Origin of the sequence: Chitinophaga sp. 22308 (genome assembly GCF_052045305.1) — a bacterium.
Lineage (GTDB): Bacteria > Bacteroidota > Bacteroidia > Chitinophagales > Chitinophagaceae > Chitinophaga > Chitinophaga varians_A.
The window spans coordinates 130,565-155,487 of record NZ_JBQEOP010000007.1; the positions used below are offsets into that span (position 1 = coordinate 130,565).

The 24,923-nt window shown below is 48.5% G+C and carries 24 protein-coding genes; 10 read left to right on the forward strand and 14 right to left on the reverse strand.

Features of this window, described 5'->3' with window-relative positions; genetic code table 11:
* Positions 1-25: 25 nt before the first annotated feature.
* The 6 genes from ACTJJS_RS26465 to ACTJJS_RS26490 all read right to left on the reverse strand — a co-directional run bounded on the left by ACTJJS_RS26465 (position 26) and on the right by ACTJJS_RS26490 (position 5,744).
* Complete coding sequence (locus ACTJJS_RS26465; protein WP_440666349.1) at positions 26-862, reverse strand: SDR family oxidoreductase; 837 nt, start codon at positions 860-862, stop codon at positions 26-28.
* Positions 863-937: 75 nt separating this feature from the next.
* Positions 938-1,843: a helix-turn-helix domain-containing protein gene (locus ACTJJS_RS26470; protein WP_440666350.1), complete on the reverse strand. Its 906-nt coding sequence runs from the start codon at positions 1,841-1,843 to the stop codon at positions 938-940.
* Positions 1,844-1,894: 51 nt separating this feature from the next.
* On the reverse strand, positions 1,895-2,536 hold the full coding sequence (locus ACTJJS_RS26475; protein ID WP_440666351.1) for a DUF2461 domain-containing protein: 642 nt from the start codon (positions 2,534-2,536) through the stop codon (positions 1,895-1,897).
* 144 nt (positions 2,537-2,680) lie between these two features.
* Complete coding sequence (locus ACTJJS_RS26480; protein WP_440666352.1) at positions 2,681-3,496, reverse strand: AraC family transcriptional regulator; 816 nt, start codon at positions 3,494-3,496, stop codon at positions 2,681-2,683.
* Positions 3,497-3,511: 15 nt separating this feature from the next.
* The gene (locus ACTJJS_RS26485; RefSeq protein ID WP_440666353.1) at positions 3,512-3,976 is read right to left on the reverse strand and encodes a hypothetical protein; all 465 of its coding nucleotides are present in this window, start codon (positions 3,974-3,976) and stop codon (positions 3,512-3,514) included.
* A gap of 49 nt (positions 3,977-4,025) precedes the next feature.
* Positions 4,026-5,744, reverse strand: coding sequence for a peptide MFS transporter (locus tag ACTJJS_RS26490; RefSeq protein ID WP_440666355.1), 1,719 nt, complete (start codon positions 5,742-5,744; stop codon positions 4,026-4,028).
* A 170-nt stretch (positions 5,745-5,914) separates the two neighbouring features.
* Here ACTJJS_RS26490 and ACTJJS_RS26495 point away from each other — a divergent pair, with 170 nt between their 5' ends.
* Complete coding sequence (locus ACTJJS_RS26495) at positions 5,915-7,342, forward strand: S41 family peptidase (protein WP_440666357.1); 1,428 nt, start codon at positions 5,915-5,917, stop codon at positions 7,340-7,342.
* 16 nt (positions 7,343-7,358) lie between these two features.
* Here the strand turns inward: ACTJJS_RS26495 and ACTJJS_RS26500 are convergent, their stop codons facing one another.
* Positions 7,359-8,054, reverse strand: a complete 696-nt coding sequence (locus ACTJJS_RS26500; protein WP_440666358.1) for a MarR family winged helix-turn-helix transcriptional regulator — start codon at positions 8,052-8,054, stop codon at positions 7,359-7,361.
* Between the two features lie 156 nt (positions 8,055-8,210).
* Between ACTJJS_RS26500 and ACTJJS_RS26505 the strand changes: the two genes are divergently transcribed.
* Positions 8,211-8,711 (forward strand): transposase, encoded by a 501-nt coding sequence (locus ACTJJS_RS26505; protein WP_440666360.1) that lies wholly within the window; start codon positions 8,211-8,213, stop codon positions 8,709-8,711.
* A gap of 63 nt (positions 8,712-8,774) precedes the next feature.
* On the opposite strand, the gene ACTJJS_RS26510 is transcribed toward ACTJJS_RS26505, so the two are convergent.
* Entirely contained in the window at positions 8,775-9,212 is a 438-nt protein-coding gene (locus ACTJJS_RS26510) for a hypothetical protein (RefSeq protein ID WP_440666362.1), read from the reverse strand.
* Between the two features lie 243 nt (positions 9,213-9,455).
* On the reverse strand, positions 9,456-10,595 hold the full coding sequence (locus ACTJJS_RS26515) for a glycoside hydrolase family 43 protein (protein ID WP_440666364.1): 1,140 nt from the start codon (positions 10,593-10,595) through the stop codon (positions 9,456-9,458).
* A gap of 166 nt (positions 10,596-10,761) precedes the next feature.
* Between ACTJJS_RS26515 and ACTJJS_RS26520 the strand changes: the two genes are divergently transcribed.
* Both ACTJJS_RS26520 and ACTJJS_RS26525 read left to right on the forward strand, forming a co-directional pair.
* Positions 10,762-11,223: a hypothetical protein gene (locus ACTJJS_RS26520; protein ID WP_440666365.1), complete on the forward strand. Its 462-nt coding sequence runs from the start codon at positions 10,762-10,764 to the stop codon at positions 11,221-11,223.
* The gene (locus ACTJJS_RS26525; protein WP_440666366.1) at positions 11,207-11,716 is read left to right on the forward strand and encodes a hypothetical protein; all 510 of its coding nucleotides are present in this window, start codon (positions 11,207-11,209) and stop codon (positions 11,714-11,716) included. The genes ACTJJS_RS26520 and ACTJJS_RS26525 overlap by 17 nt, the downstream gene beginning before the upstream one ends.
* Positions 11,717-11,872: 156 nt before the next feature.
* Here ACTJJS_RS26525 and ACTJJS_RS26530 read toward each other — a convergent pair whose 3' ends face one another.
* The 4 genes from ACTJJS_RS26530 to ACTJJS_RS26545 all read right to left on the reverse strand — a co-directional run bounded on the left by ACTJJS_RS26530 (position 11,873) and on the right by ACTJJS_RS26545 (position 17,320).
* Complete coding sequence (locus ACTJJS_RS26530; protein WP_440666368.1) at positions 11,873-12,055, reverse strand: hypothetical protein; 183 nt, start codon at positions 12,053-12,055, stop codon at positions 11,873-11,875.
* 39 nt (positions 12,056-12,094) lie between these two features.
* A complete protein-coding gene (locus tag ACTJJS_RS26535) occupies positions 12,095-12,850 on the reverse strand; it encodes an SDR family oxidoreductase (protein ID WP_440666370.1) in 756 nt (251 codons plus the stop codon).
* A gap of 159 nt (positions 12,851-13,009) precedes the next feature.
* A complete protein-coding gene (locus ACTJJS_RS26540) occupies positions 13,010-15,130 on the reverse strand; it encodes a sigma 54-interacting transcriptional regulator (RefSeq protein WP_440666372.1) in 2,121 nt (706 codons plus the stop codon).
* 51 nt (positions 15,131-15,181) lie between these two features.
* Complete coding sequence (locus ACTJJS_RS26545; protein ID WP_440666374.1) at positions 15,182-17,320, reverse strand: prolyl oligopeptidase family serine peptidase; 2,139 nt, start codon at positions 17,318-17,320, stop codon at positions 15,182-15,184.
* Between the two features lie 351 nt (positions 17,321-17,671).
* Between ACTJJS_RS26545 and ACTJJS_RS26550 the strand changes: the two genes are divergently transcribed.
* Positions 17,672-19,099 carry a T9SS type A sorting domain-containing protein gene (locus ACTJJS_RS26550; protein WP_440666376.1) on the forward strand — a complete coding sequence of 476 codons (1,428 nt, stop codon included), beginning with the start codon at positions 17,672-17,674 and terminating at the stop codon, positions 19,097-19,099.
* A 264-nt stretch (positions 19,100-19,363) separates the two neighbouring features.
* The gene (locus ACTJJS_RS26555) at positions 19,364-20,020 is read left to right on the forward strand and encodes an Imm19 family immunity protein (protein ID WP_440666377.1); all 657 of its coding nucleotides are present in this window, start codon (positions 19,364-19,366) and stop codon (positions 20,018-20,020) included.
* Here the strand turns inward: ACTJJS_RS26555 and ACTJJS_RS26560 are convergent.
* Entirely contained in the window at positions 20,013-20,768 is a 756-nt protein-coding gene (locus tag ACTJJS_RS26560; RefSeq protein ID WP_343746599.1) for a response regulator transcription factor, read from the reverse strand. The genes ACTJJS_RS26555 and ACTJJS_RS26560 overlap by 8 nt on opposite strands.
* 87 nt (positions 20,769-20,855) lie before the next feature.
* Between ACTJJS_RS26560 and ACTJJS_RS26565 the strand changes: the two genes are divergently transcribed.
* From ACTJJS_RS26565 to ACTJJS_RS26580, 4 genes are all read left to right on the forward strand, one after another.
* The gene (locus ACTJJS_RS26565; protein ID WP_440666379.1) at positions 20,856-21,593 is read left to right on the forward strand and encodes a DUF3667 domain-containing protein; all 738 of its coding nucleotides are present in this window, start codon (positions 20,856-20,858) and stop codon (positions 21,591-21,593) included.
* Positions 21,594-21,889: 296 nt separating this feature from the next.
* Positions 21,890-23,311, forward strand: coding sequence for a hypothetical protein (locus ACTJJS_RS26570; protein WP_440666381.1), 1,422 nt, complete (start codon positions 21,890-21,892; stop codon positions 23,309-23,311).
* A gap of 186 nt (positions 23,312-23,497) precedes the next feature.
* Complete coding sequence (locus tag ACTJJS_RS26575) at positions 23,498-24,316, forward strand: alpha/beta hydrolase (RefSeq protein ID WP_440666382.1); 819 nt, start codon at positions 23,498-23,500, stop codon at positions 24,314-24,316.
* A 114-nt stretch (positions 24,317-24,430) separates the two neighbouring features.
* Complete coding sequence (locus ACTJJS_RS26580) at positions 24,431-24,922, forward strand: hypothetical protein (RefSeq protein WP_440666384.1); 492 nt, start codon at positions 24,431-24,433, stop codon at positions 24,920-24,922.
* Position 24,923: the final 1 nt, after the last annotated feature.

The window sequence follows — 24,923 nt, forward strand, 5'->3', positions numbered from 1 at the left end:
GTGGCAGGGAGATGCAATGAATACGCTAGGCTGTAAAATCAGTTGAAAATGTATCTTCCTTCCGGCTTTCCATTTGTGCCTGCAATTGCGTGATCCTGGTGGTGGCGCGATTGAATGCATCACTGCCCAGAAACAGGTCCATGGGGGGATTGGGACTAGCCACCAGTTTCAGGAAGACAGCTGCCATCTTATCCGGATCGCCCGGCTGGGCGCCGCTCATGTTGCTGATCTTATCATGGTATTCCCTTAAATGGGCATAGTCCTCTATGTGACGCTGGCGGTACGCGATAGAATCTGCTTCGGCAAAATTCGTTCTGAAGGCGCCCGGCATTACATTGGTCACATGAATTCCCAACGGCTTCAGGTCCGTTACCAGGGCGTTGCTAAGGCCGCTCACCGCAAACTTAGCGGCGCAATACACGGTCCATCCGATGCCCGGCGCAAAGCCTGCAATGGAAGAGATATTGATAATATGCCCTGACCGCTGTTTTCTCATGTAAGGCAACGCCTGCTGTATCACCCGTACCACGGCGAAAAAGTTGACCTGAAAATTTTCCTCGATTTCTGCGGAGGTAAGTTCTTCCAGCGCGCCGCCCAATCCATAGCCGGCATTGTTGACAACTACGTCCAGCCGGCCGAATTTTTCTACGGTTTGCTGAAGTGAACTGGCCACTGACTGCTCGTTTTTCAGGTCAACATGTAACGGCAAAAAACTGTCGCCATACGATTTAAATGCTTCCAGTGCCGTGGTGGACCTTGAGGTGGCAGCCACGCTATGGCCTTGTGCTAACAGATCTTTCACCAGGGACAGTCCCATTCCTTTGGATGCGCCGGTGATGTACCAGACTTTTGTGTCGCTCATAAGTTTCTTTTAAGAGCAAAGTTACCGCGTCGATAGCCATGGTTTTTGTGGGATACAAACCATTATTTGTTAAATTCAAACCTGTCTGAAGCCGGAGGGATTCATGGAGGTCTGTTTTTTGAAAAAGTTGTTGAAGTGTGCCTGGTCTTCGAAACCCAGCACGTAGCTGATTTCGGCAATGTTCCAATTGGTATGCCTTAGCAGGGCTTTGGCTTCTGCGGTAAGGCGCTCGAAGATAAGCTCGGTAGTGGTGCGCCCCGTGGTTTTCCTGATGGCCCGGTTGAGATAATTGACATGAATGGAAAGTCTTTCTGCAAAGGCTTTCGGGGAGCGCAGTTCAAACCGTTGCGATGCGGACTCAATAGGGAACTGACGTTCCAGCAGTTCTGTAAATACCGCGGTGATCCGGGAGGCTGCATCAGGATGCTCATATAAATTATTCGCCGGCTGGAGCTTCATCGCGAAATAAATTAGTTCGCTGACGTAGCTCCTGATCAGCTCGTACTTAAAGACGTAGTCCGAGTCCAGCTCCCGGATCATTTTTTCAAAAATACTTTTTACTTCTTTCGTGGTTTCATCGTCCAGGCCAAATACGGGCTTCGATGCCATGGTAAACAAAGGCAATCTGCTTACGTTCAGGCGCGCGTATTCCTTGAAAAATTCATCCCTGAACACGCAGAAATAGCCGCCGGTATCAGGATGCAAAGGATCGTGGGTGTACGGCACCAGCGGATTGAAAAAAAATAAGGTGTTCCCGCTTACCGGAATACTTTCGTCGCCATAGTGGAACACATTGTCCCCCTGAAAAAGCATGATCTTAAAGAAGTCCCGGCGGATAAAACTGGGCGAAGTAACGCCCTTACGGACCCTGTCTTCAATCCTGAAAACATTGAACTGTCCGATGTTCTTTTGGAGGTCCTCCGATAAGCTGCCAAACTTATCTCTGTAAAACTGTTCGAGCGATTCGGGTGCTTTTGCCATAAATCAATATCACTTGCAAAAATGAAACTTTTTTTGGCAACCTGCTAAATTTTACAAAAAGGGAGCGTTCAGAAAATCATTTAGCGGTTTCAGGCATTTGTATATGGCAGCAAACTTTTTAGGAGCATCGTTTTCCAGCAGCTCCTTATCAGTAACAGGGCGCACGGCCACAAAGTGTTTCAGCTTCAGGTATTCCGCCATGGGATCATCTTTGTCAAAGCCCAAAGGAACACGTTTGAGTTTATCATCTTCACTCAAACCTCCGAAATGGTCACGGAAATTTTTTCCAAGTATAATCTTTTTGAATGCGTCAGCATTATATGAAATTTCTTTCCGGAGCTCTTTGAGTTGCGTATTGTCAAGCATATAAATGCCGCCGGCCAGAAAGGACTGCCCGGGCTGGATGTGGAGATAGTAACCTGCATGGCCGGAGCCAATGCTGGCGCCGAAATTGGTTTTGTAAGGATCTTTATTAGCAGAGAACCTGGTGTCGCGATATATCCTGAAAAGTGATTTTTGGGCGTCCACGTTACCGATTGAGGGATCGAATCCGGACATTTCCTTTATCAGCTCCTCCACGAACGAGGCACAGTCTTCACGGGCGCTGGTATAGCTGTTTTTATTCGCGGTAAACCATTCCCGGTTGTTGTTCTTTTCCAGGTCTTTCAGGAAATGCAGTACAGATATTTTCATTTGCTTTAATTGATGGAGTGTACCGCCATTTTGTTTCCTTCGGCGCCTATGAACATGCCGATGGGCCCGCCTGGCGGTTGGTATGTGTATCGGCAGCAAAATTATCGCCCGGCCTAAACATAAAATTGTAAAAATGGGACATCGTTAATTCTGGCTGTCAAAAATCAAGGACATCTTCAGATGGTCTCCGTAAAATTCTTTAGGGGTAAGCCCGGTGAACGCTTTAAAATCTTTGATGAAATGCGCCTGGTCGTAATATTCACCTTCATAAGCTAAGGCAATAAGGCGGGTACTCTTCTGATGTAGCAAGGTTTTGAGCATGGCCTGCAACCTGATGGTTTTTGAAAGTTGTTTCGGGCTTAAACCGATGGCAGATGAAAATTTGCGTACCAGCTGTCTGCGGTGGATGTTATTTTGTTGGGAAAGTGTGTCAACGGAAAGTTGCCCGTTGGCGGTCAGAATAGTGTCTACCGTGGACTTTACAATGTTGTCGATGGTGTGGGCGTCCGTTAACCGGTCTGCCAGGAACGTTTCAATAAATTGTATTCTTTCACTGGTGGAACGCGCGTGTAATATCTTCTGGCCGATGGCCTCACCGGCTTCTCCAAACAGTTGGTCCAGCGGAACGGCCGTATTTTCCATTTCCTTTATCGGCGAGGAACTGAAAGGTAAAAAGCCGTAAGGGTGAAAGCATACGAAAAAAGTACCGGTTTCTCCGGTGGGCGCTACTTCCAGCGGCCGCGTCAGTTGCCCGATGACAAAACATTTTGGCAAAACGATGCTATCGCCGTTGTCGGTGTACCGTTTGTACGGATCGCCATAGTGGAAGATCATTTTCATTCTGCCATCGGGAACGATGGTATTTTTCAAGGGCGTTGTTTCTTTCGGGCTTTCCAATGTCCAATAACATTCAACAAGCGCCGACAGGTCGGTATGCGGTTCGTATATCTGACGGTCCATTGGATGGGTGGGTGTTTAATAGATGGTTATGATCTTCTCTTTTCCCTTAAAGGTAAATTCATCTCCTGTTTTTTTCTGTAGTAGTTGCAATGCCAGCGGGGAGGCAGGAGAGAGGAACACAACAGTTTCCCCGTTGACGATTTGTTTACCGAGGCCGCCGCCAATAAAGAAGCAGGTGGTGGTAGACCGTATGAATGCGCCCGCTGCCGGAGCGTTATAGATTACCTGTACATTGATCATACGAAGTGTATGCAGGCTTTCCTGGTGGGCCAGCAGTTGTCTGGCATGCATATCTTTTTCCAGGTGGCTCATAGCCCTCGCTGTTTCATATTTATCGCCGGCAGAACTTTTCCCTTCCTGGTTGGCGGCAGCCTGGGCCTCGTCCATGGCCTGCTGTGTGATAGCGATGCGTTGAAGGATAATCTGCTCACAATAGTTTTTAAGTAGAAGTTTATGAGCGATCTTTTCTTCCATCATCATGAGAATAACTGAATTTTATGTTCTGTGTATACCGGGTGAAGATAAGATTTTATTTACGGGCAGCCATCAGGGCCGATAACCATTTTGACATCATCAGTAACACGATCGCAGATACGCCACCCATGGCCACAAACAGCAGGAAGAAATCATAAGCATTGCGGATGGCATATCCCAGGAAAATAACCGTCCTGCCATGTTCAGGGTACAGGGTGCTCAGCACGCCGGCAAATTTGTTGGCAGCGGCCGTAGCCAGGAACCAGACAGCCATCATTAAGGAAGAAAATTTAAGCGGCGATAACCTGTTGACAAGGGAGAGGCCTATCGGTGAGAGGCAGAACTCTCCAAACGCGTGCAGGGCGTACATCCCGGTGATCCAGATAATGCTCACTTTGGTGCCGGGCGCAATGTCCTTTACACCAACAGCGATCCACAAATAGCCGCATGCCAGTAATAACAGGCCAATGGCCATTTTAACGGGAGCGGAAGGTTCATATTTTCCCAGCCTGGGCCATAACCAGGCAAAGAAAGGCGCAAACAAAACAATGTAAATGGAGCCGAGAGAAAGGAAGAGGCTGGGTGGTATTTCTCTTATTAAAAGGCTGTCTTCCTGTCTTATCAATAAATATATGTCCGTTCCCGTTATGCCCGCCAGGAAAAACAATAGCAGTCCGTATACGGTCAGGCGCAACGGCCGGTCTGCCGGTGACGACAGCCGCTGTTGTGCTTTACGGAACAGGGCATACAATGTGTACAGCAGCAAAGCCGATACCAGCTGAATACACCATATGGGGATGCGCCAGTTCAGCTGCCTGTCAGTTTGTTCATCTGTGAAAAATGTCAGCGAAGCGCCGGCCTGCTCGAACGCCGCCCAGAAGAATATCACAAAAAAGGAAACGATAAAAATCACTTTGATGCGCTGTTTTTCCGCATGGGTGAGCGACCTGTCCCTGAAGATAATCACTGCTATCAGCACCACCGCGGCCAGCATCAGGTAAGAGAGATAATTGATAACGGTGGCGTCCAGGTATAGCAGCCCGATCATCAATAACGCGAAAAGCGCCAGCCCGGCGATAATAGCGGCAGGCTGCAGCAGTTTTACCGGTACGCGTTCGGGCGTAAGCCCCAGCACCTTGCCATCGGGAGCCGTCACATACCGGTGATGGAAAACCACCTGTACGGCTACACTGATGATCATACTGATGCCGCCGGCTAAAAAAGCCCATTTAAAATCAGCAGGATTACCGGTATCGCCTGCCAGCCCGCAGATAATAGGCCCCAGCGCCCCGCCGGTATTAATGCCCATGTAAAAGATGGTATAGGCGGTATCTTTCCTGTTATCTCCGTCGGGATACAGCTGACCTACAAGCGATGAAATATTCGGTTTAAAAAATCCATTGCCGGCAATCATGCAGCCCAGGCCGGAGAAAAACAACAGCAACGACAGGGAAGGGTAGCTATGAAACAGCGAAGCACTGGCAAAGAGGATGATTTCCCCCACTGCCATCACAACACCTCCGATAATGATAGAACGTTTGTTGCCCCAGTAGCGGTCGGCGATATAGCCGCCGAGCAGGGGCGTCAGGTAAATGAGGCCGGTATAACTGCCATACAGGTTGGCGGCAAATACCTTGCTGAACAGCAATGCCTTGGTCATAAACAGGATCAGCACTGCACGCATCCCGTAGTAATTGAACCGCTCCCACATTTCAGTGACAAACAGGATATAAAGACCTTTAGGGTGAGATACCGGTCCGGAAGTTTCAGGCATAGCGTTATTTTTTTCAGTACGTGGTCCAGGATATAAATATGCTGTTTCCTGACAGATATGGCTTCGCAGTAATTAGCAGAATATACTTTCATTTTAACCAGCTTATCCAGTCCTGTCCGGTCTTAACACCTTTTTAACCCTTCCACGGTTATTTTTGAAAGAAAAGAAGAATGCCCAAAATATTATTGTCCCTTTCTTTTATCCTGGCTGTCCACACGCTGTTTGCCCAGAAAGCGCTCACAAAAAGATATCCCCGTGATATATGCCTTCGCGTTATTGACAACGCAGCTGAAGCGTTGGCAACATCTCAGCCCGGAGTTTACCGTTACCATTCCAGGACGGAATTTAAACGATACCTTGACTCTCTGAAGACTACCGTCAATGCACCTATGACGGAACTGGAGCTATACCGCAAGCTGAAACCAATGGTGGCACGCATCGGCTGCCTGCATACCGATCTTATCACCGGCGCAAACTATAAAGGCTGGTTGGACAAATCTCCCAACCTGTTGCCTTTACAATTATACTGCGATGGTAACCGGGCATTTGTGGTAAAGAACTATAGTACTGACAAAACCATTGTTCCCGGAGATGAGCTGCTGGCCATCAACGGCAAAAGCATACCGGAAGTGCTGAAATTGCTGCTGCCGGCCATTCCGGCGGACGGCTATAATCAAACCATGAAATATCGGGCGCTGTATCATATGTTTCCATCCTGGTACCGGTCCGTCATAGAGGTGACAGATACTTTTGCGCTTGCTGTGAAACAACATGACCGCGAGGTGCTAATCACCGTCCCGGCAGTAATGAAGAAGGATATCGCACAGAACGGGTTTCTGAAGGAATTCAGCTATTCGAAGCAACTTGCTTTTCAGGTGACAGGCAACACCGCAATTCTGACGGTACATTCTTTTGCCAACTCGGCGATAAAACGGGGAGACCAGCGGTTTAAGGAATTTATGGACAAAACATTTGAGGAGTTGCATCAAAAAGGTATTCCCAATCTGGTGGTTGATTTACGGTATAATACTGGAGGCTCAGATGTAAATGCCGCTTATTTTTCCGGTTTTTTCTTCGATAAACCTTACCGGTATTGGGACCGGATTGAAGTGACGGATAAAATCGCAAAAAAAATCAAAGGGATAGCGGGCATCTGGTACAGGAAACCTGTCCTGAAAGATTCAGTCTGGCTGTGGCAGAAGGGTAAGACGGTGAAGGACTTTGATTTTTTTGAAGTACAACAGCCATCTCCCTACGCTTATAAAGGGAAGGTGTATGTGTTGATCAACGGCTTTTGTATGTCGTCCTGTGCGGATGTGGCCAGTGTGCTGAGCAGCCATAAAAGAGCTGTTTTCGTCGGTGAAGAGACAGGTGGCGGATACCAGGGCAATAATAGCGGTCTTATGCCGGGCGTGAACCTGCGCCCTACGAAAATGGTGCTCACCGTCCCTTTGCAGGGATATTTTACCGCTGTCGATCCCAAAATAAATTTCGGCAGGGGAACAATGCCAGACTATCCCGTGAAAATGACAATAAATGATATCATCAGCGGGGTGGATAAGTCTATGGAATTGACCATGGAGTTGATTGCCGGGTAGTCAAGACAGGAAGTTGCTATTTCTCTTTGAGGCGTTTGGCATTCCAGTGCCTGAACATTTTTTCCCGCTCCTGCATGATAGCCGCCATTTTTTCTTCCCCTAATGTTTCTGAGAGAAGGTCATCTATTGACTTTTGTTTGACGGCAGACAGTATTTCCTGGTGTTTGGTTTCGGTGTCCTTCAGGATATTGACGACCACTTGTTTGTCTTTGTGATCAATGTCATTGTACATCAGCAAGGTGGGTTTGTGCAGCAGCTGGTACACTTTGAAAAGGATTTTTTCTCCTGTTTTGGTGACGCTGACCAGCTTGGCCCGCTTGTCTTCCGGGTCAGTTCTCTCGGCAATATATCCCAGGTTTTTCAGTTTGTTGAGTATATCGATGCCGGTAGTCTGTTCCGTGAAATTGTATTGTATGACTTGTGTTTTCCTGACTTCTCTCAGGTGATAGATGGTATTCAGAAAATAAAACCATTCCAGCTCAAACCCCGGCAGCTCTTGCAGCGCCATTTTGGAATAGGCCGTCTGCATATTTGCCAGCCTTCCGATCAGTTTCGCAAAGGTGGTGTCTATATCAGGAGGCGTCAGTCCGCCGAACAGGTCATTATTGCTTTCCTGCGCTAAATAATACATGCAAAATGCGGTGGCTGAGGCAGTACCGTTTTTCTGCGTGTATTCTTCCCAGGCACTGATGAGTTTCGTGAGTTCTCCCATAATTTATATCGAATTCGAGGTAAAAATAGCAAAATAATTTGCTAGAACCGATTTTATGATGATATTTGTATCGAAATAGATGTATTTTAAATTAAAATGGGACGAAAACGATTGAATTGTTCAGTTGTCTTTCGTTTTAAAAAGACGATAAAAAAGATGAATATCACGACAAGCTACCTTACAAGGGCGGAACTATGGCTGTATATCACCACGCTGGTATATTTTCTGATGAACGGGGCGCAGATATTTGAGACACTGGTATTTGTGCCCAAATGGGCCGTGGCGCCGCCGGACAACTTCAAACTATTACTGGACGGGAGAGGGGCGAGCCTGAAAAATTTCTGGATAGTATTCCATTCACTGCATGAGGTCACCTTTATACTGGCGATTATATTTTGCTGGAAAATTGACTTCGCAAGAAACTGGTTGCTGGTATTGTTTGCCATCCACTTTGCGGTCAGGGCATGGACACTTGCATTTTTTGCGCCCAACATTATCAATTTTCAGCAGATAGCTGAAACACAGGCTGTGGTAAAAGACCTGGCAGCGAGAACAGCACGCTGGCAGCTGCTGAACTATATTCGTGTGGCCATTTTTATGGCAGTGTCCATAGGGCTGGTTCCTTTATGTGTCCGGTTATTTAACCTGCGCCCATAAAAGATAAGCCTTCAGGCACCATCGCCTGAAGGCTTATCTTTTTATATAGCACGGCAACTATTATTATTTGCAGGGGCCGGTCATGTCCATGGTATTTCTGGACGAGAGGCTTTGGTTCAGTGCGTTGCGCGCCATTTTTTGTACATAATCCCGCCTTTCATCAGTGGAAGCTGTCACCAGATTGCCCTGAACAAGGACAGAGGAAATCGGGAAGCCTTCTTCCCCTTTAATGATTTGTACCTGCCAGGTGCGGCCACCGCCCGCAATAGCGCCCATTACTGCCAGCCGCACAGAGCCGCAGTCGATCCGGAAAGGAGGAAGTTTCCATAAATCAAAAAATGTCAGCTGGTCTATTGCGCTTTGCGCATCGCTGATGTTATTGTCTGCAACGTTATCCGGATAGTAGGATATACCACCTTGCGGAGTGATGGTGATGGTACAATTAGGGTCGTTTGATAGCTCGGAGCCTATGGCTTCAACGGGCTGTGCTTTTCCTGTCATAGTGATAGATTTAAATTGTTAGGAAATGGTTATGAGTGTGAGATGATCTCAACTGTATTGTTAAAGAGGAGGATTATATGAGATATTTTACTGTGGTTACTTTGAGAATTGAAAAAATAGTTGAATGCCAATGACAACCAAGATCGAATTTAAACAAAAAAAATACTTCCGCGAAGCAGGTGGAAAGATAATGTTACCTTATATATGATGTAATGGTGATTTGACTTTCTTCGTGCGTTCGTTTCATTTATGTTTAGGTACTGGCTGAGGCCCGGTTGTGGGTCCTTCCACCACCAGCCTGCCGTCCGGCAAGACTTTCATCCGGTCTATAAATACCACCCGTTCTTCACCGGTGGCCAGCGTTCGGGCATGATACACACAGAACATCTCCTTACCGTCAGGTGAATACGTAATGCTGTTGTGGCCTGTTCCTGTCACTACGCCACCTTTATCTGTATTTTTCTGCAATACAGGATTGTTGGCTGCTTTGACAAACGGGCCGAGCGGGCTTTTGGAGATGGCATATCCCACGGCGTAGTTCTTGCCGCCGAAATAATTGGCGGAATACATCATGTAGTAGGTGCCCGCTTTTTTAAAGATGACAGAACCTTCTGTCCAGCGGCGATTGACTTCTTTGGACGTAACGGAGCGGCTCTCCCATTCCGCTTGTTTATCGTCCATCTTCACCGGCGGACGAAGCAACAATACCGGTTCTCCGATAACCCCGCTGAAATCCGGTTTAAGTTCAACACCATATACCCAGCTTTCTTCTATCGTATCAAACCAACCTTTTTTTCTCGCCCAGTCAGCCACCTCGCTTTGCACCGGATGTTTGTAGCAACAGCGGGAGTAATAGAGATAAATCTTACCGCCGGGGTCAAACAACACATTGGCATCAATCACCGGATAACCCGGATCAAAAACAGGTTTGTCGGACAGGTCGGTGAAAGGCCCGGTAGGGCTGTCTGATACGGCCACTCCTATACGAAAATTTTCCAGTTCTTTGCCAGGATTGTATTTCCACTGCGCGCTATAGAAAAGATAAAACCGCCCCTGATGTTCATATACTTCAGGAGCCCAATAGGCGCCCTTCCAGGCGGCAGTGGAATCGCTCCAGCCGTTGCGGTTACTTGCATGAAACACCTGGCCCTCGTCTTTCCAATGCACAAGGTCGGTGGACGAATAAGCGGCAAATCCATTTTTGGCCACACCTCCGGTGCCGTACATATAGTAGGTGCCCGCTTTCGTTTGTAACACGTAAGGATCACCAAACTTCACCGGCAGCGGGTTCCGGAAGGAGCCCCCCGACTGCGCAAATGATCCGGTGTATTGGAAAAGGCAGGTTAACAGCAGGACTATCGTGGAATTTTTTACTTTGTTCATGGCGTACATGTCAGGTAGACAAATATAACCGCTGAAAATCAGAAATGAAAGCGATTTTATGTAAATTGCGCCCGCCCAACGGGTACGGCTGTACTTTTTACAGTGCTGTAGCGCCCATAGCCCGGATGAATTGAAAAATCTGATTATATAACCCGAATATTAAAAAATGGAACAACCCAAAGGATTTACCAGAGAAGGTAATGTGTACAAAATGAAGCCCCAATACGGATTTAGTATTATAGTCATCACGCTGACGCTGGGCTTTGCCTATTTTGGCTTTCATGTCAAATCCGCTGCTGTAATGTGGCTGTTCCTGGCCGCAGCGGTGATGTTTATATTAAGCGCCTTCACCAAGTCGCTGGTAATCGACATGGACAGAAAAGTGATTGACGTGAAAATGGCCCTGTTGAGACCGGCCTATACCATACCTATTGAGGATATTCAACATTTTGAGTTGTATTCTATCAGAAGGAATTTCATTACCACCAATACCACCCTGAACGTATATTTCCTGAAGGATGGAAAGGAAAAATCAGCGTCGCTGGCGCAGGGTATCACCAAAAGGGCCATGCAGAATATTTTAAATGATATTGAGGAAATAATTGGTGCGCATGAGTCTTCAAGATAAGTTGAATGTAAGGGTAACGCCTGGCATGATTTCCTTGCAGCCTAACCGCCGGTTGGCATCCAGCCTGAAATGGTACGCGATCATCGCTACCGTGACGGGCCTTTTCCTGGCTGTCTTTTACTCCAGGCTGGGAGACACGCCCATAGTACTGTGCTGCGCCCTGATTATCTACCTCGTTATTCAAGGTTTGATAGATTATTTCTTCCGGTATAATGTCCGCTATGAGTTTGACAAGGCCACCAATGCTGTATACAGGGAGAACCCGCCATTCGGGAAAAAACAGCTCATGCAGCTGGACGAAATGGCAATCATTACCAGTTCAGAATCTGGCGACTGGCACTATGCGATAGGGATCAAAAAGCAACAGCTGGTAAAAAACTATAAGATCAGTCCCACTTTTGGCGGGGGAAAAGCTTCCGCTATTATGGTAGCTGAATTTGAAGAAGGGATACTGGGCCCCATCATGGCATTGCTGCCGTCGTCTTCGCACTGAAAAGAAACAACATGATACTTCCTGAGATCCGTGCCAAGCGATTTATCACCGTCCGTGGTGGTACGTTATTTACCAAAACCGGATTGAAAGCGCTGGTGCCGGTCCGGGCGGGCTATAGAGGCCGCTCCGTATCAGGAGCGGCCCCGGGGAAGATCGTCAGGCGTTGTTCATCTGGGCAGTACTGTTGTCATCCGCCGGCAGGAAGAGGTCTTCCATACGCAGGGCGTCATCCAGAAATTCACCGCCTTCGCCGGTATTGTGCGGGGCTGTATGAAGCGGTACCAGCGAATGATCGTCGTGTAACTTTAGTTTGAACGGATGCAGAAAAGTGAAATGCATGACTGTTCAGTTTAGAGGTGAAACATGTCGTGATGAGTGTCAGGCATTGGCCAGCTGGCTGCTCAACCAGTTTTCAAAATCGATGGCGCCCAATTTCGCCTGGCCGGCAGGCACCAATGCTGCATAGCTGATCCTGGCCCCATAGTATTGCAGGTTTTGGTTGGGCTCGACTTTACGGGGATCGCTGCCTGCTTTGAGGTAACGGGTAATCAGTTCTGGCATGGTAAAGCGGCCGGGCCCCGCAATTTCCTGAATGCCGTTGACGGGCGCTGCCAGCGCGGCTTCTGCCACAAAAGTAGCCACGTCTTCTGCTGCAATAGGCTGAAACTGCAGATCAGAGACATGTACCACGTTGCCTTCTGTGGCCTGATTCGCAATACCGCCAATGAACTCAAAGAACTGCGTACTGCGGATAACGGTATATGGCACGCCGGATTGTTTGATCAGGTCTTCCTGTACCTTTTTTGCGCGCATATAACCGCTTTCCTGCATGAGGTCTACGCCTACGATGGAAAGCGCCAAATGGTGTTTTACACCTGCTTTGATTTCTGCTGGCAGCAGGTTGTTGCCGGCAGTGCGAAAGAACGCCATCACTGCGTTGTCTTCAAAAGAAGGGGAGTTGGCCAGGTCCACTACAACATCCGTACCTGCCAATGCCTGGTCCAGTCCCTCTCCGGTAATGGTATTAATGCCTGTTGCCGGTGAAGCGGCGATGACCTCGTGGCCTGCCTGATTAAGTTTGGCGACTACTTTGCTCCCGATGAGGCCTGAGCCTCCGATGACTACAATTTTCATAAGTTGATGTTTTTCGTTTGCAGTCAGGAAGTCCAGTTAAATGCCATAAGTACAAAACGTTGATAATCAGTTTTGTGCAGAATTTCAGACCATTCTTTTTTCCCTGTATTTCGTGAAAGCACGATATTGTTCACGATATTTAGTGAGACGTCCGCTCCGTCAGTTACGGGCGAAATAATCAGCCTTCGTGATGCCCAGCTTTTTTATTTTGGAGTGCAGCGTGTTACCTGGGACCTGTAAGATCTCCGCAGCGCCCCCGACGCCGGAAATCTTGCCGCCGCAGCGTTTCAGCACTTCGATGATATAGCTGCGTTCCACCTCTTCCAGTGAGCGGTTCGTGGGATAAGCCGGACTTTGTTGTACTGCGATGCTTTTCCGGGGAATATCAATGTCCTTCAAGATGCCATCGGGTGATAGCAGCACGCTGCGTTCTATCAGGTGCTCCAACTCGCGTACATTACCGGGCCAGCTGTAACTGCTTAATTGTTGTATGGCCCCCGGGGCAATCTGACTGATTTTCCGGCCGGCATTGCGTGCATATTTTTGAACGAAAAAATTGGCAAGCGGTGCAATGTCTTCGGGCCGGTCACGCAAGGGCGGCAGCGTGACAGGAAAGACATTCAACCGGTAGTAGAGGTCCTCCCGGAACTGACCTTTCCGGACAGCCTCTTCAAGGTGGCGGTTGGTGGCGGCAATCAGCCGGACATCCACCCTGATGGTTTGTTTACCGCCGACCCTTTCCAGCTCCCGCTCCTGGATAACGCGCAATAACTTAGCCTGCGCTTCCAGTGGCAGTTCTCCGATCTCGTCAAGAAACAATGTGCTATGGTTCGCCAATTCAAACTTGCCGATATGCCTGTCTGTAGCTCCGGTAAAGGCGCCCCGTTCATGTCCAAACAACTCGCTTTCTATCAGATTGGCGGGCAGCGCGGCACAGTTGACCTTCACCATCAGTTTGTCCTTACGCGTGGAGGCGTTATGAATTGCACGGGCAATCAGCTCTTTGCCGGTGCCGGTTTCGCCCAGTACCAGCACTGTGGTGCTGGATGTGGCCACAAGCGATACCAGGCGGTAGACCTCCTGCATGGCGGCTCCGTTGCCCACGATTTCAGAAAAATTATAGAAGGTCCTGATCTGTTCTTTCAGATAATCGTTTTCGTCTTCCAGCTGTTTTTTGTAGGCCAACAGTTTTTCATTGGCCTGTATATTGGCGATGGCGATGGATATCTGCGCGCAGATACCTTTCAGTAATAATTTACTAAGCTTATTGGCCAATAACCAGATAGTGCCAATATTTCGGTCACCCACCCGCAACGGGAAGCTGTACATGTTTTTTAAGCCGGTAGTTGCCCATAGTCTGGCATAGTCATTACCACTGCTGATTTCTTCTGCTACATTGAATATCAGTCCTTCTCTGCTGGCCAATACCTTCGACGTATAGGGTTCTTCTATAGTGATCTTCTTACTCGACATCTGGTCAAACGTGGCTTTAGTGCCGCCAAATAACGTCGGATCACACATGAACGTAGACAAATGGATATTATCATCGTCAATCAGCCTGATCATAGCCAGTTTGGTGCCCATGGTCTTATCCAGCACTTTGAAGATGGCGGCCTGCAGGTCAGTCTGGGACCTTACGAGCGCGATCTCATTGCTGAAATCCAGCAGAAAAGACTTCTCCCTCTCCGTTTTGTGGATCTCTTCATTTTTGATGATATTGGACACCGCACCAGATAACTGGGGAACAATACCATTGATAACACTTTTGAACTCATGGGTGAAGCTCCCCGGTTTGTCGGTGTACATATGAATAAAGCCCATGGGTTTGTCTTCCATCATGATTTTGGTCATGAGGATTTCTCTTACCCCTTTTTCATAATTGACCTTCAGAAAAACAGGGCTTCCCGGTTGGTCCATGATGTCTTCCAACAGGAATGAGACAGGGCCTTCGGCCTGTAATACAGCCTGTATAAAGGGCTCATTCAGGCGGAAGTGGGCCTGAATTAATTCAGGGTACATGGGATGTTTCCGGATGGGAGAGGATTCATTGTCCAGCAGAAAAGGCGTATAAGTTCCGGCCTTTTCATCAATAAGGGTGATGATGGTATGGGTGAAATAAAAATAACGTTTGAGGCGCCTGGAGAAAAGGAACAGCAGATCGTTTTTATCTCTGACCCTGGTGATATCATTACCCAGATCAAGCAACATCTTTCTTTCCTGTTCGAGCACTGCCTGGGAGAGAACAGGCAGCTGAGGCCCCTGAGGTTTGTCTCTTTTCATGAAGTCGCGTTAAGTCAGGTCTAAATATAGTGAATAAGCTGGCAGTTATACTCACTCGTTAGTATTCCTGTCCGGCGGCGTAACTTTCAACAGGTGCTGCACAAAGAAGTCATTGCGCCTGCTCCGGCCATAAGGGCCGCCATCACTGTGTCCCATGCCGGGTATGGGAAGGAAGTCAAAGGTCTTGTTGCTTTTGATGAGCGCGTTGATCACGCGGTAAGTGGATTCTGGCGGTACGTTGGTATCTGCTTCTCCCACTATCAGCAGGAGATCGCCTTTCAGTTTACCGGCATTGGTAACGTTGGACTGTTCTTCGTAATGTTTGCCAACAGGGTAGCCCATCCATTGCTCATTCCACCACTGTTTATCCACGCGGTTGTCATGGCAGCCACAGGAGGACACTGCCGCCTTATAAAATTCCGGATGATGGAGCAGGCCGCCGAGCGCATTTTGGCCGCCGGCTGAAGTGCCGTACAGTCCCACTCTGGAGGTGTCCACAAAAGGGTATTTTTCAGCCAGGGCTTTTATCCAGCGGATACGGTCGGGAAAACCGGCATCGGCGAGGTTTTTCCAGCATACGTCGTGAAATGCCTTGGAACGGTTGGCGGTGCCCATACCGTCTATCTGTACAACGATAAAGCCCAGGTCGGCCAGGCGCTGCATGTCGATATAGTAACTCATAAAGCTTTTAGGCACAAAAGCGTCGTGCGGCCCGGCGTAGATGTTCTCGATAACAGGGTACAACCGCGTACTGTCATAGTCTGTGGGCCGGCACATTATACCCCAGATGTCTGTTTTGCCGTCCCTGCCTTTGGCATGAAACGGCACCGGGAAAGGTACGCCGGTGGCCTGCCAGCCACTGACGTCGGCCCGTTCGAGCACAGTGATGAGCTTTCCGTCGGCGGTACGGCGCAGTTCATTTACCGGCGGAACATTTACCTGGGAATATTTATCGATATAGTATTTCCTGTCGGGAGAAAAATACACCTGGTGATTTCCTGCCGCGGGCGTCAGTTTTGCCAGCTTGCCATCGTCTATGCCTATACGATAATAATGAACGAAGTAAGGGTCTTCTGCCTGCTCCATGCCGCCGGCGCGGAACCATATCTCCCGTTTTTTAGTGTCTACGCTATCGATGCCGCGTACCACCCATTCGCCCCGGGTGACCTGCCTTTTAATAGCGCCGGTGAGGGTGTTGACGAGGTAGATGTGCCGCCAGCCGTCTTTTTCAGAGGTCCACAACATTTCATTGGTCTCTGGCAGATAATGTGTATAGAGACGGGACTCATAAATAAAAGTAGGCGATTGTTCGTCCAGTACGGTACGGGTATTACCAGTAAGTGCATCTGCTTCAATGACACGAAAACGCTGATGGCCCCGGTCCACTTTTTCATATAAAAAATAGCGAGGCTGGTTGTGCCGCCAGTGTAACACCGGCGGACCGAAGAAGTCCAGCGGTTCGGCATCTGCCCTGATCACCTTTTTACCGGCAACGGAAAAAATGTATAGCTGATAGACCGGAAAAGGATCGCCGGGTTGTTTGTAGGACTGGGAACGCAGCTGTCCGCGGGTAGTGCCGGCTACATCTGTCAGAATGTGGTACACCGGCGAATCTATGACAGGACGGGTGAGATAACCGACAAGATATTTGCTGTCCGGCGACCACGCGAGCGCTTCATAGCGGGCTGCCTGTCCGCTGTCAGCCCCATTGGTGGTGAGCTGTGTCAGTGTACTGTCTTTGGTGGATTGAATGAAGACGTTGCCGTTAATGATACGCGCTATCCATTGTTTGTCCGCGGATACAGAATCCGTTTCAAAGTCCTGCCACCGGGAGGGCGCACGCTGTGCAACCGGTGACTGCGGCGTGCTGCCGGCTGTCAGCCGGTTGATCCTGGCCGTGTCTCTGATGACTTCCTTACGGCCGGTGAGGGCATTGACCAGGTAATAGATTTTCGTAGAGTCCTGACTGTTATTATTCACGGCATACCAACACTGTTCTCCTCCGGGAAACCAGCTGGCCTCCACGTTATGCCGTACTATCTTTTTGCGGGTAAGGCTGTCCAGCAACTGCACTTTCCTGTAGCGCTGCATCATTTCCGCATGATCGGGCAGATAAGGTTGTTGTGCCAACAGGGCGGCGTAGGAGAGGCAACAGGTGGCCAGTGCTCCCCAAAATAAGCTGTATTTCATAATATCTATCGTGTGTAGCGCGTAAATATAGGGATCGTAAGGTTCCGTTGTTAGCGGTTATTGATGAATTGTACGCGTATTTTGACCTAAAACGGGGGACTACAAAAATATCAAGTGGCAGAAATTTTTTATCAATTTTGATTTATTGACTAGCTTAGAGATGGAACTCTTTAGTTGTTAAATTTCTAAACCTGTAGCCCAACTATCCAAATATCAACACTGATCTCATATAACCGTTAACCTGTGCGGCAGTATCCTGTACGCCTGATATTATGTTACCCACATTGTTCCTGTCATGAAAATGACGCTGGCTCGTTAATCATTATTGTTCATAAAACCCTCAGAAATGCCATGAAATCTACCATCCTTTTTTGTTTTGCTTTCTTCTTCTCCCTGCTGGCACATGCGCAGCTGATAGGGGAGACCACGGTATGTCCGGATACGCAGTATCCCTATTTTTATGCAACCACCAGGCCGTATTGGACGATGAGCTACACGGTGATCGATGGCTATGGTAATGTCCAGCCGACAGGTACTACCTGTTATATCAGGTTTCCGAATGATCAACCCAAAAAACCGCGTATCCTCACCAGAATATCGTGGGCCGATGGAACAACATCGTATGATACTTCCGGAGTAATTACTGTATTAGCCATCGGTAACCCCATAGCCTATACGACCATGACAAAGTCGTTTCCCTGCTCTTTCCGGGGGGCCACCACCATTACCATTAACGGTGTTCCAAGAGGAGACTTTTACGATGTGACCAATGATGCCGGCTGGCCTATGACCCGTGTCAGCGCCAATCAATTTACCATGGACATCAATAGTGGCGCCGAAGGTACGGTAACGCTCAGTGCGCGGAAAGACAGTTGTAACAGGACGCGCAGTGAGACGGTCAGGATAGCCAGGCCTAAGCCTTTATTGGGCGCTATTACGGGCCCTAATGTTGTTTGTGATAATAGTTCGCAGACATTCACTGTGCCGCCCTTTCCCTCCGCTGTGTCCTATACATGGAATGCAGATAATGCCAATGTCAGGATTAACGGTCAGGCTCCTCCTGTTACAACTACAGGAGCCGGTGGTAACAGTGTTCAAATATCGTCTGTTGGAGGCATTTATCAGGCCAGCATTAGTGTAACTGCTTCGGGCGAATGCGGTAACAGCAATACAACTGCTAAAACTGTAGGTACCGGTACACCACCCATTGACTTTATTTCAGGGTTTGCCCGTAACGGTATAATCTTTAATGGAGGGGCGAGCTATGAGTTTTCTGTAGCACCGCCTGCAAACAATGGAACAATACTGGATATTGAATGGGACGTGATCGGGGGAACTATAGAGGACTATTACAATAATAAGCGTATGATTTATGTGCGGATGAACAATGTTTCCAATCCTACTTTCCCAGGATCGGTCTCTATGTACGTAAAGTGGAAGAACGAATGTGGGTGGAGTACGGCTTTAAACAGGACAGGCAGGCTCAGCTCCGGTGGCGGCAACACTTTCATGGCCAGTCCTAATCCGGCCAACAACTACCTCAATATAGAAATGTCCGGTACTACCGCCACCATGGAAAAAACCGCGGGTGTACAAGACGCCAGTGATATCATCCTGTATGATATGTATTATAAGGAAATCAAAAGAATGAAGCTGTCCCACGGGGCTACCAGGGCGGTGATGGACGTACAGAACGTAAAAGAAGGAACTTATATCCTGCAGATAACGAACGGAAAAGAAAAACAGAGCAAGGTGGTGATCATCTCTCACTCACTGTAATCACTCAAAATTGTATCACGTCCTGCGTTCAGTTAAATATTGAACGCAGGACGTTCCATTTTCTGACCATTGCCCGTCGCAAATATACCGGCTACATACATCTTTTCACAAAACGCTTACCTTTGACAAGGAATTAAAAGGCAATACCGAAACCGTGACCCGTGACCTGCTGCTGACAGAGCGTTTCTTTTATCAGCTGCGGAAGCTGTTACAGGCCGGCCGGTGAAGTATACCGGTTGCCTTTCTGTAAATAAATTTAATAGCATGGAACTTCAGTTATCAGATAAAAATTTCTGCCTGTTTTTATTAGCGCAATTCCCCTTTGCTTCCGATGATGAGTTGGAGATGACGTTGACGGACTATTTACCGGAAATCTTCGATATGCCGGCAGGGGAGTGGCTGGATGAATTGACAGGTCCGGCAGAAGGCGACTGGAAAGGATATACGTACATGCACCGCCTCAATGAGACGGTCACATTTTACGCGGAGTTTCATCCCCATGAAACCGTTTATTTTTTAAACGATACTTACTTAGGTAATACCGGCGGGCATTTTCACCTTTCCCTGTTGAGTTGGGAGGAATTGCAGGCTATCGTAAATAATGACAGGACAGACCCTTCATTGTTGTTTTGGCTGCTGCTGCCGCTGGCGGTTGGAAAGGAATCAGAGCAATCTGCCATAGCCGCAGCTATCGGCGAACACCTGAAAGCTACCGCGCTGGACCTGCAAGATGAACAGCGGCGTATGCTCACAAACTTTCTGACGCGCCACCTTATTTTCCCGGACGAGGAAAGCAATGTATTTGAATACAAAACGGGTATCGGGCTGGTGACCAGCCGGAACCACTCGGAAAGGAACCGTAATAATGACGCTGCAAGCCTGGTAAAGGTCAATGAAGTGATCTATTCCGCCGTCAGATGATTTTGCTGTTAATGGCGTAGGACAGCGCTTCTGTCATGTTGTCAACGTTCAGCCGCTCAAAGATGCGCCGGCGGTAGTATTTGACGGTATCGGGCACCACATGCAGCCGTTGGGCGATTTCGCTGATGGTTAACCCCTGCGCATGCAATCGTAATACCTCCGTTTCTCTTTCCGTCAGTGTTGGTTTGTCTGACTTCCGCCAGGTGTTGTTCGTTAACCCCAGGTCCCATACTTCATCCGACCCTTGTTTATAGATGCGGACGTTGCCTGCCGTCTGGTGGTGTGAAATGGAGACAATACACAGGGCCTTCCATATTTTCCCTTCGCTGTTAAGGAAAAGAGGCGTCAGCTTATGATTGATTAATTCCTGCTTGCCGTTCCGGTCAATCAGGTGAAAGTCGTAGGTGATGCTGTACAACAGCCGTTCTTCCGCCGGGAGCTGCCGGTAGAAGTTAAATCCCGCTTCATTGAGGGTGGTCAGCAGTTGCAGGTCTTCCGGCGGAACATGCTTAAAGTAGAAGTCATATCCTGCCTGAAGTACTTCCGCTGCGGAATAGCCGCATAAAAACAGCGGGTTGTCCGAGACATAGTCGAAAGACATGTCCGTATAGTCGATCACGTAAAGGCTTTGATACGTCAGTCGTGCAAATGCTTTCACGACTTCGAGGTAATCTTTTGGTTGATCGGCGCCGGGAGTATTGCCCAGCTTGTTTTTTGTCAGCAGACCGGAGTATAGGTTGTTTTTCATGTGTATAACTGAACAAGACAAATTTACACTAAAGTGTAGGCATTCATAATATTTTTGTTTTGATTTTTGATGTAAAGATTTTTTTTCATGAGTGAGCTGTCGATATCAACCTGTACCAACTGTGAAACCCCTGTTAATGAAAAATTCTGTGGCCATTGCGGGCAACCTGCCGCATTAAAACGTATCGATAGCCACTATGTGTTGCATGAGGTCCAGCACCTGTTGCACGTGGAAAAAGGACTGTTATATACCATTAAGGAATTGCTGCTCAGGCCTGGCCGTAATGTCAGGGAGTATCTTACGAAGAAGCGGGACAAGCTGGTGAAGCCCGTTGTCTATATCATCATCACGTCTTTGGTGTACTCTGCCATAGCCCACTTCTTTCATATTGAAAAAGAAATCGCCGGCACAGCGACATCAGCCACTATCGGTATTTTCCGGTGGGTGGAGCATCATTACGGCTATGCCAATATCATAATAGGCCTATTCATCGCCTTGTGGCTGAAGCTGATATTCAGAAAGTACCATTATAATTTCTTTGAGATAGTGGTCCTGCTCTGTTTTACCATGGGAACGGGTATGCTGATCATGGCCGTGTTCGCGCTGGCGCAGGGAGTACTGCACGTCAGCCTGATGACGGCAGGCAGCATTCTGCCATTCATTTACTGTGCCTGGGCCATCGGCCAGTTTTTTGCCGGCAAAAAGCCGCTTGGCTATTTACTGGCTTTTGTGGCCTATATGCTCGGTATGTTCTCCTTTTACCTCGTAGTTGTCTTCGTTGGCACGATGGTCGATGTGCTGGCGAAAATGATGCACGCGCAGTAATGCCCGTCAATCCGGTTAGCTTTTGACCATAGTTTGATAGCCCTGCCTCGATCACGGCATTGGAAGGGATCTTGGGTAGTGAATACAATTGGGGGATTGTTCTTAATTGCGTGGAATTACGTATTTTCCATTGCATTAAAACGTATATGGTAAACCGTCCTGTTCTCATGTCGCGGACTAATACTGGTATGGCTGATGTTGCAGGGTGCATTATAAAAGCATCTGGAGGCAGTATTCGAATAATATCGAAACGAATCATAACAACAATTGCTGTAACGGTCATACTGGCCGGCCTGATGGCGTTAACCCCCTCGCCTGAAGAAAAAGACACCTCCCGCCGGGTCAGCGATTATTTCGAGCAGATACGCCATGATCCGCTTTTGCTGACGGTATTCTTCTCCGCCATGCCGAAAGGGGGCGATCTCCATCATCATTTTTCAGGATCTGTTTATGGAGAAACGTATTGGCAGGTACTGTCGGACAGTAACGGCTGGGTTAACACTGCCACGGCGGAAGTGGACACGCCGGGAACGGAGCATCTGGCGCCATGGAAGCGTTTCGGGGAACTGCCCCGCAATGCGCGTTTTGATTCGCTTAAACAGGCGTTTCTGCGGATGGCTTCTGTAAAGGATTATGAGGAATCGCTGCGTCCATCCGATGAACATTTTTTTGCCACGTTCGCGAAAATGTCGTTCGTAGCGTCGTTCGGCATGGCGCATGGCCTGAGGGAGCTAAAAGAAAGAGCTGTCAGCGAACATGTGCAGTATATAGAAACGCAGGTGGGACAACTGGACACGGCGATCAGGCTGCCGGAAAATACCGGTTGGGAAAAAATACTGACCGCAGCCTCGCTGAAAGACAGCCTGGCGGTATTTGAGATACTGGATAAAGCCCGTGCCGCACTGCTGGAGCGTGGAGTTAGCGGAGCGGTGGACAACTTCCTGCATCGGTTGGAACGGTTGCATTATCAGGCTAACTTAGATGATTCAACGTTTATGTTGCGTTATCAACTGGCAGCGTCCAGGTCGGATGCCCCGTTGGATGTGTACCGGCGGCTGCTGCTGGCTTTTGAGGCAGTGGACCGGGGCTCGCTGGTGGTGGGAGTGAACCTGCTGAAACCTGAAGACGGAGAGGTGTCTATGAGAGATTATAGTCTTCATATGTTGATGTTTGCCCAATTGTCCCGTCTCTATCCCGGCGTGCCATATTCACTGCACGCCGGAGAGCTGGCCATGGGAATGGTAAGGCCGGAGCAACTGCGTACACATATTACGGATGCCGTGATGACCGCCGGCGCCAGGAGAATTGGCCACGGTGTGTCTGTTGCCTATGAAACCGCCTGCAATGCGTTGCTAGACACCATGGCCCGGAGAAAAATTCCGGTGGAAATCAACCTCAGCAGCAATGAATTTATTTTGAAGATCAAGGATGAGCAGCACCCCGTTCTGCTGTACCATACCCGCCAGGTACCTGTTGTTATCAGTACCGATGATGCCGGCGTGCTCCGCACAGACCTTACCCGGCAGTACGTATTGTTGGCTGCCCGCTATCCTTCGTTGCGTTATGCGGATATTAAACAGATGATCAGAAACAGTATTCAGTACAGTTTTATACGGCCCGCAGCGGTTAAAAAGCAACAGCTGCAACGTCTGGACGCGGCGCTGGCCGGGTTTGAAGAACAGGTGCTCCGCACTCACCGGCTGCTCATAAAGAAATAACAGCTACTTTGTCTTACTCCTCATGTTCGTAATGAACGCTAAAAAAAATCTACAGACATCAACATATGTAAATGTTTATGACAGACAACCATTCTAGTTTTGCCCCATACTGTTGAAAACCTCCGGAGGCCAAGGGTTTCGGAGGTTATTGAACGGTTGTTTTTGTCATCTTTTAAAACAGAATATATGAAACAATCAATCATCGCCCTGTGGCTGGCGCTGGTACTAATGCCTGTAGTGTACGTGAAGGCTGCCACTGTGGATACCCTTGCTGTTTTCAGCAATGCTATGGGAAAACCGGTACGGACGCTGGTGGTAGTCCCGGTGGCATCAAAGACCGGCCAACGTTTCCCTGCGGTATATGTATTGCACGGGTATAGCGGTAACCCGGACCGTACTTTAAAAGCTGATATCCCGTCTTTGCCCCAGATGGCAGATCAATATGGCATATTGTTCGTTATTCCCGACGGCGGATTTGACAGCTGGTATATCAATAGCCCGGTTAAAAAGGACAGTCAATATGAATCGTTTGTGGGCGGAGAGCTGGTGAATTATGTGGACCAGCATTATCCTACCATCGCCACGCGCGACCAGCGAGGCCTGATGGGCTGGAGCATGGGAGGCCACGGTGCGCTGTATGTGGGACTGAAACACGCCGGTAGTTTTGGTGCGCTGGGAAGTATGTGCGGCGCGGTGGACTTCAAGCCGTTTGTGATGGATTTCGGTATTGATAAACTGGTGGGGGCCGACAGTACTAAATGGAAGTATTATAATGTGCTGGACAATGCGCGGTATTTTGTATTCAGCCAGCAACAGCTGATGATCACGTGCGGCACCGCAGATCCTTTCCTGGCTTACAACCGCCGGCTGCACGAATACCTGGACAAACATCACGTGGCGCATACCTATATGGAAACGGAAGGAGCGCATGATCATGCCTATTGGTCGAAAGCCGCTAAATACCAGGTTTTGTGGTTTAACCTGTTCTTTACAGCGCCCCGTTAGTAGTCAGACACCAGTCCCCAAACCAGTAAAGGAAAATGCTGGTTTCCCGGTATTGTCACGGGTGTAGCACCAGCCTACCTTTGCTACATTCATTCTAACCTTCAATACACATAAATGGGAACTAAAAAAGCGAAAAACATTGTTTGGGGACTGTGCCTGGCTGCCGTTGCCACTTTTACCTTCACTGGTTGCAGTAAAAAAGATGATCCGGCTCCTTCAGCTAACAAGATAACGATCAAATATACCGTTGCCGCTACTGGTGTCTCTGACATGGACGACCTGTCATTTTCTGCACAGGCGGCCAATCACGACGCCAGCCAATATGGTGCACCCGTATGGAAAATCAATGGCGACGGCCAGGGAAATCAGGACCATGTTGTTGTAGACGATAAAAAGTTTTTGGGAAGCACCAAAACCTATGTTTTAGAAACAGTTAAAGCCTTTGATTTTGGTTCATTGAGGGTGGTATGCACGAACATGGACGGAGAGCCGATTGTATTAACCTATAAGGCCGAAATAAACGGTCAGGTGCAGACAAATGAAACCGCCACGATCGTAGCAGGTGCGGGCTCGTACATCAAAGATTTCACCTACAAAGGGCAATAGA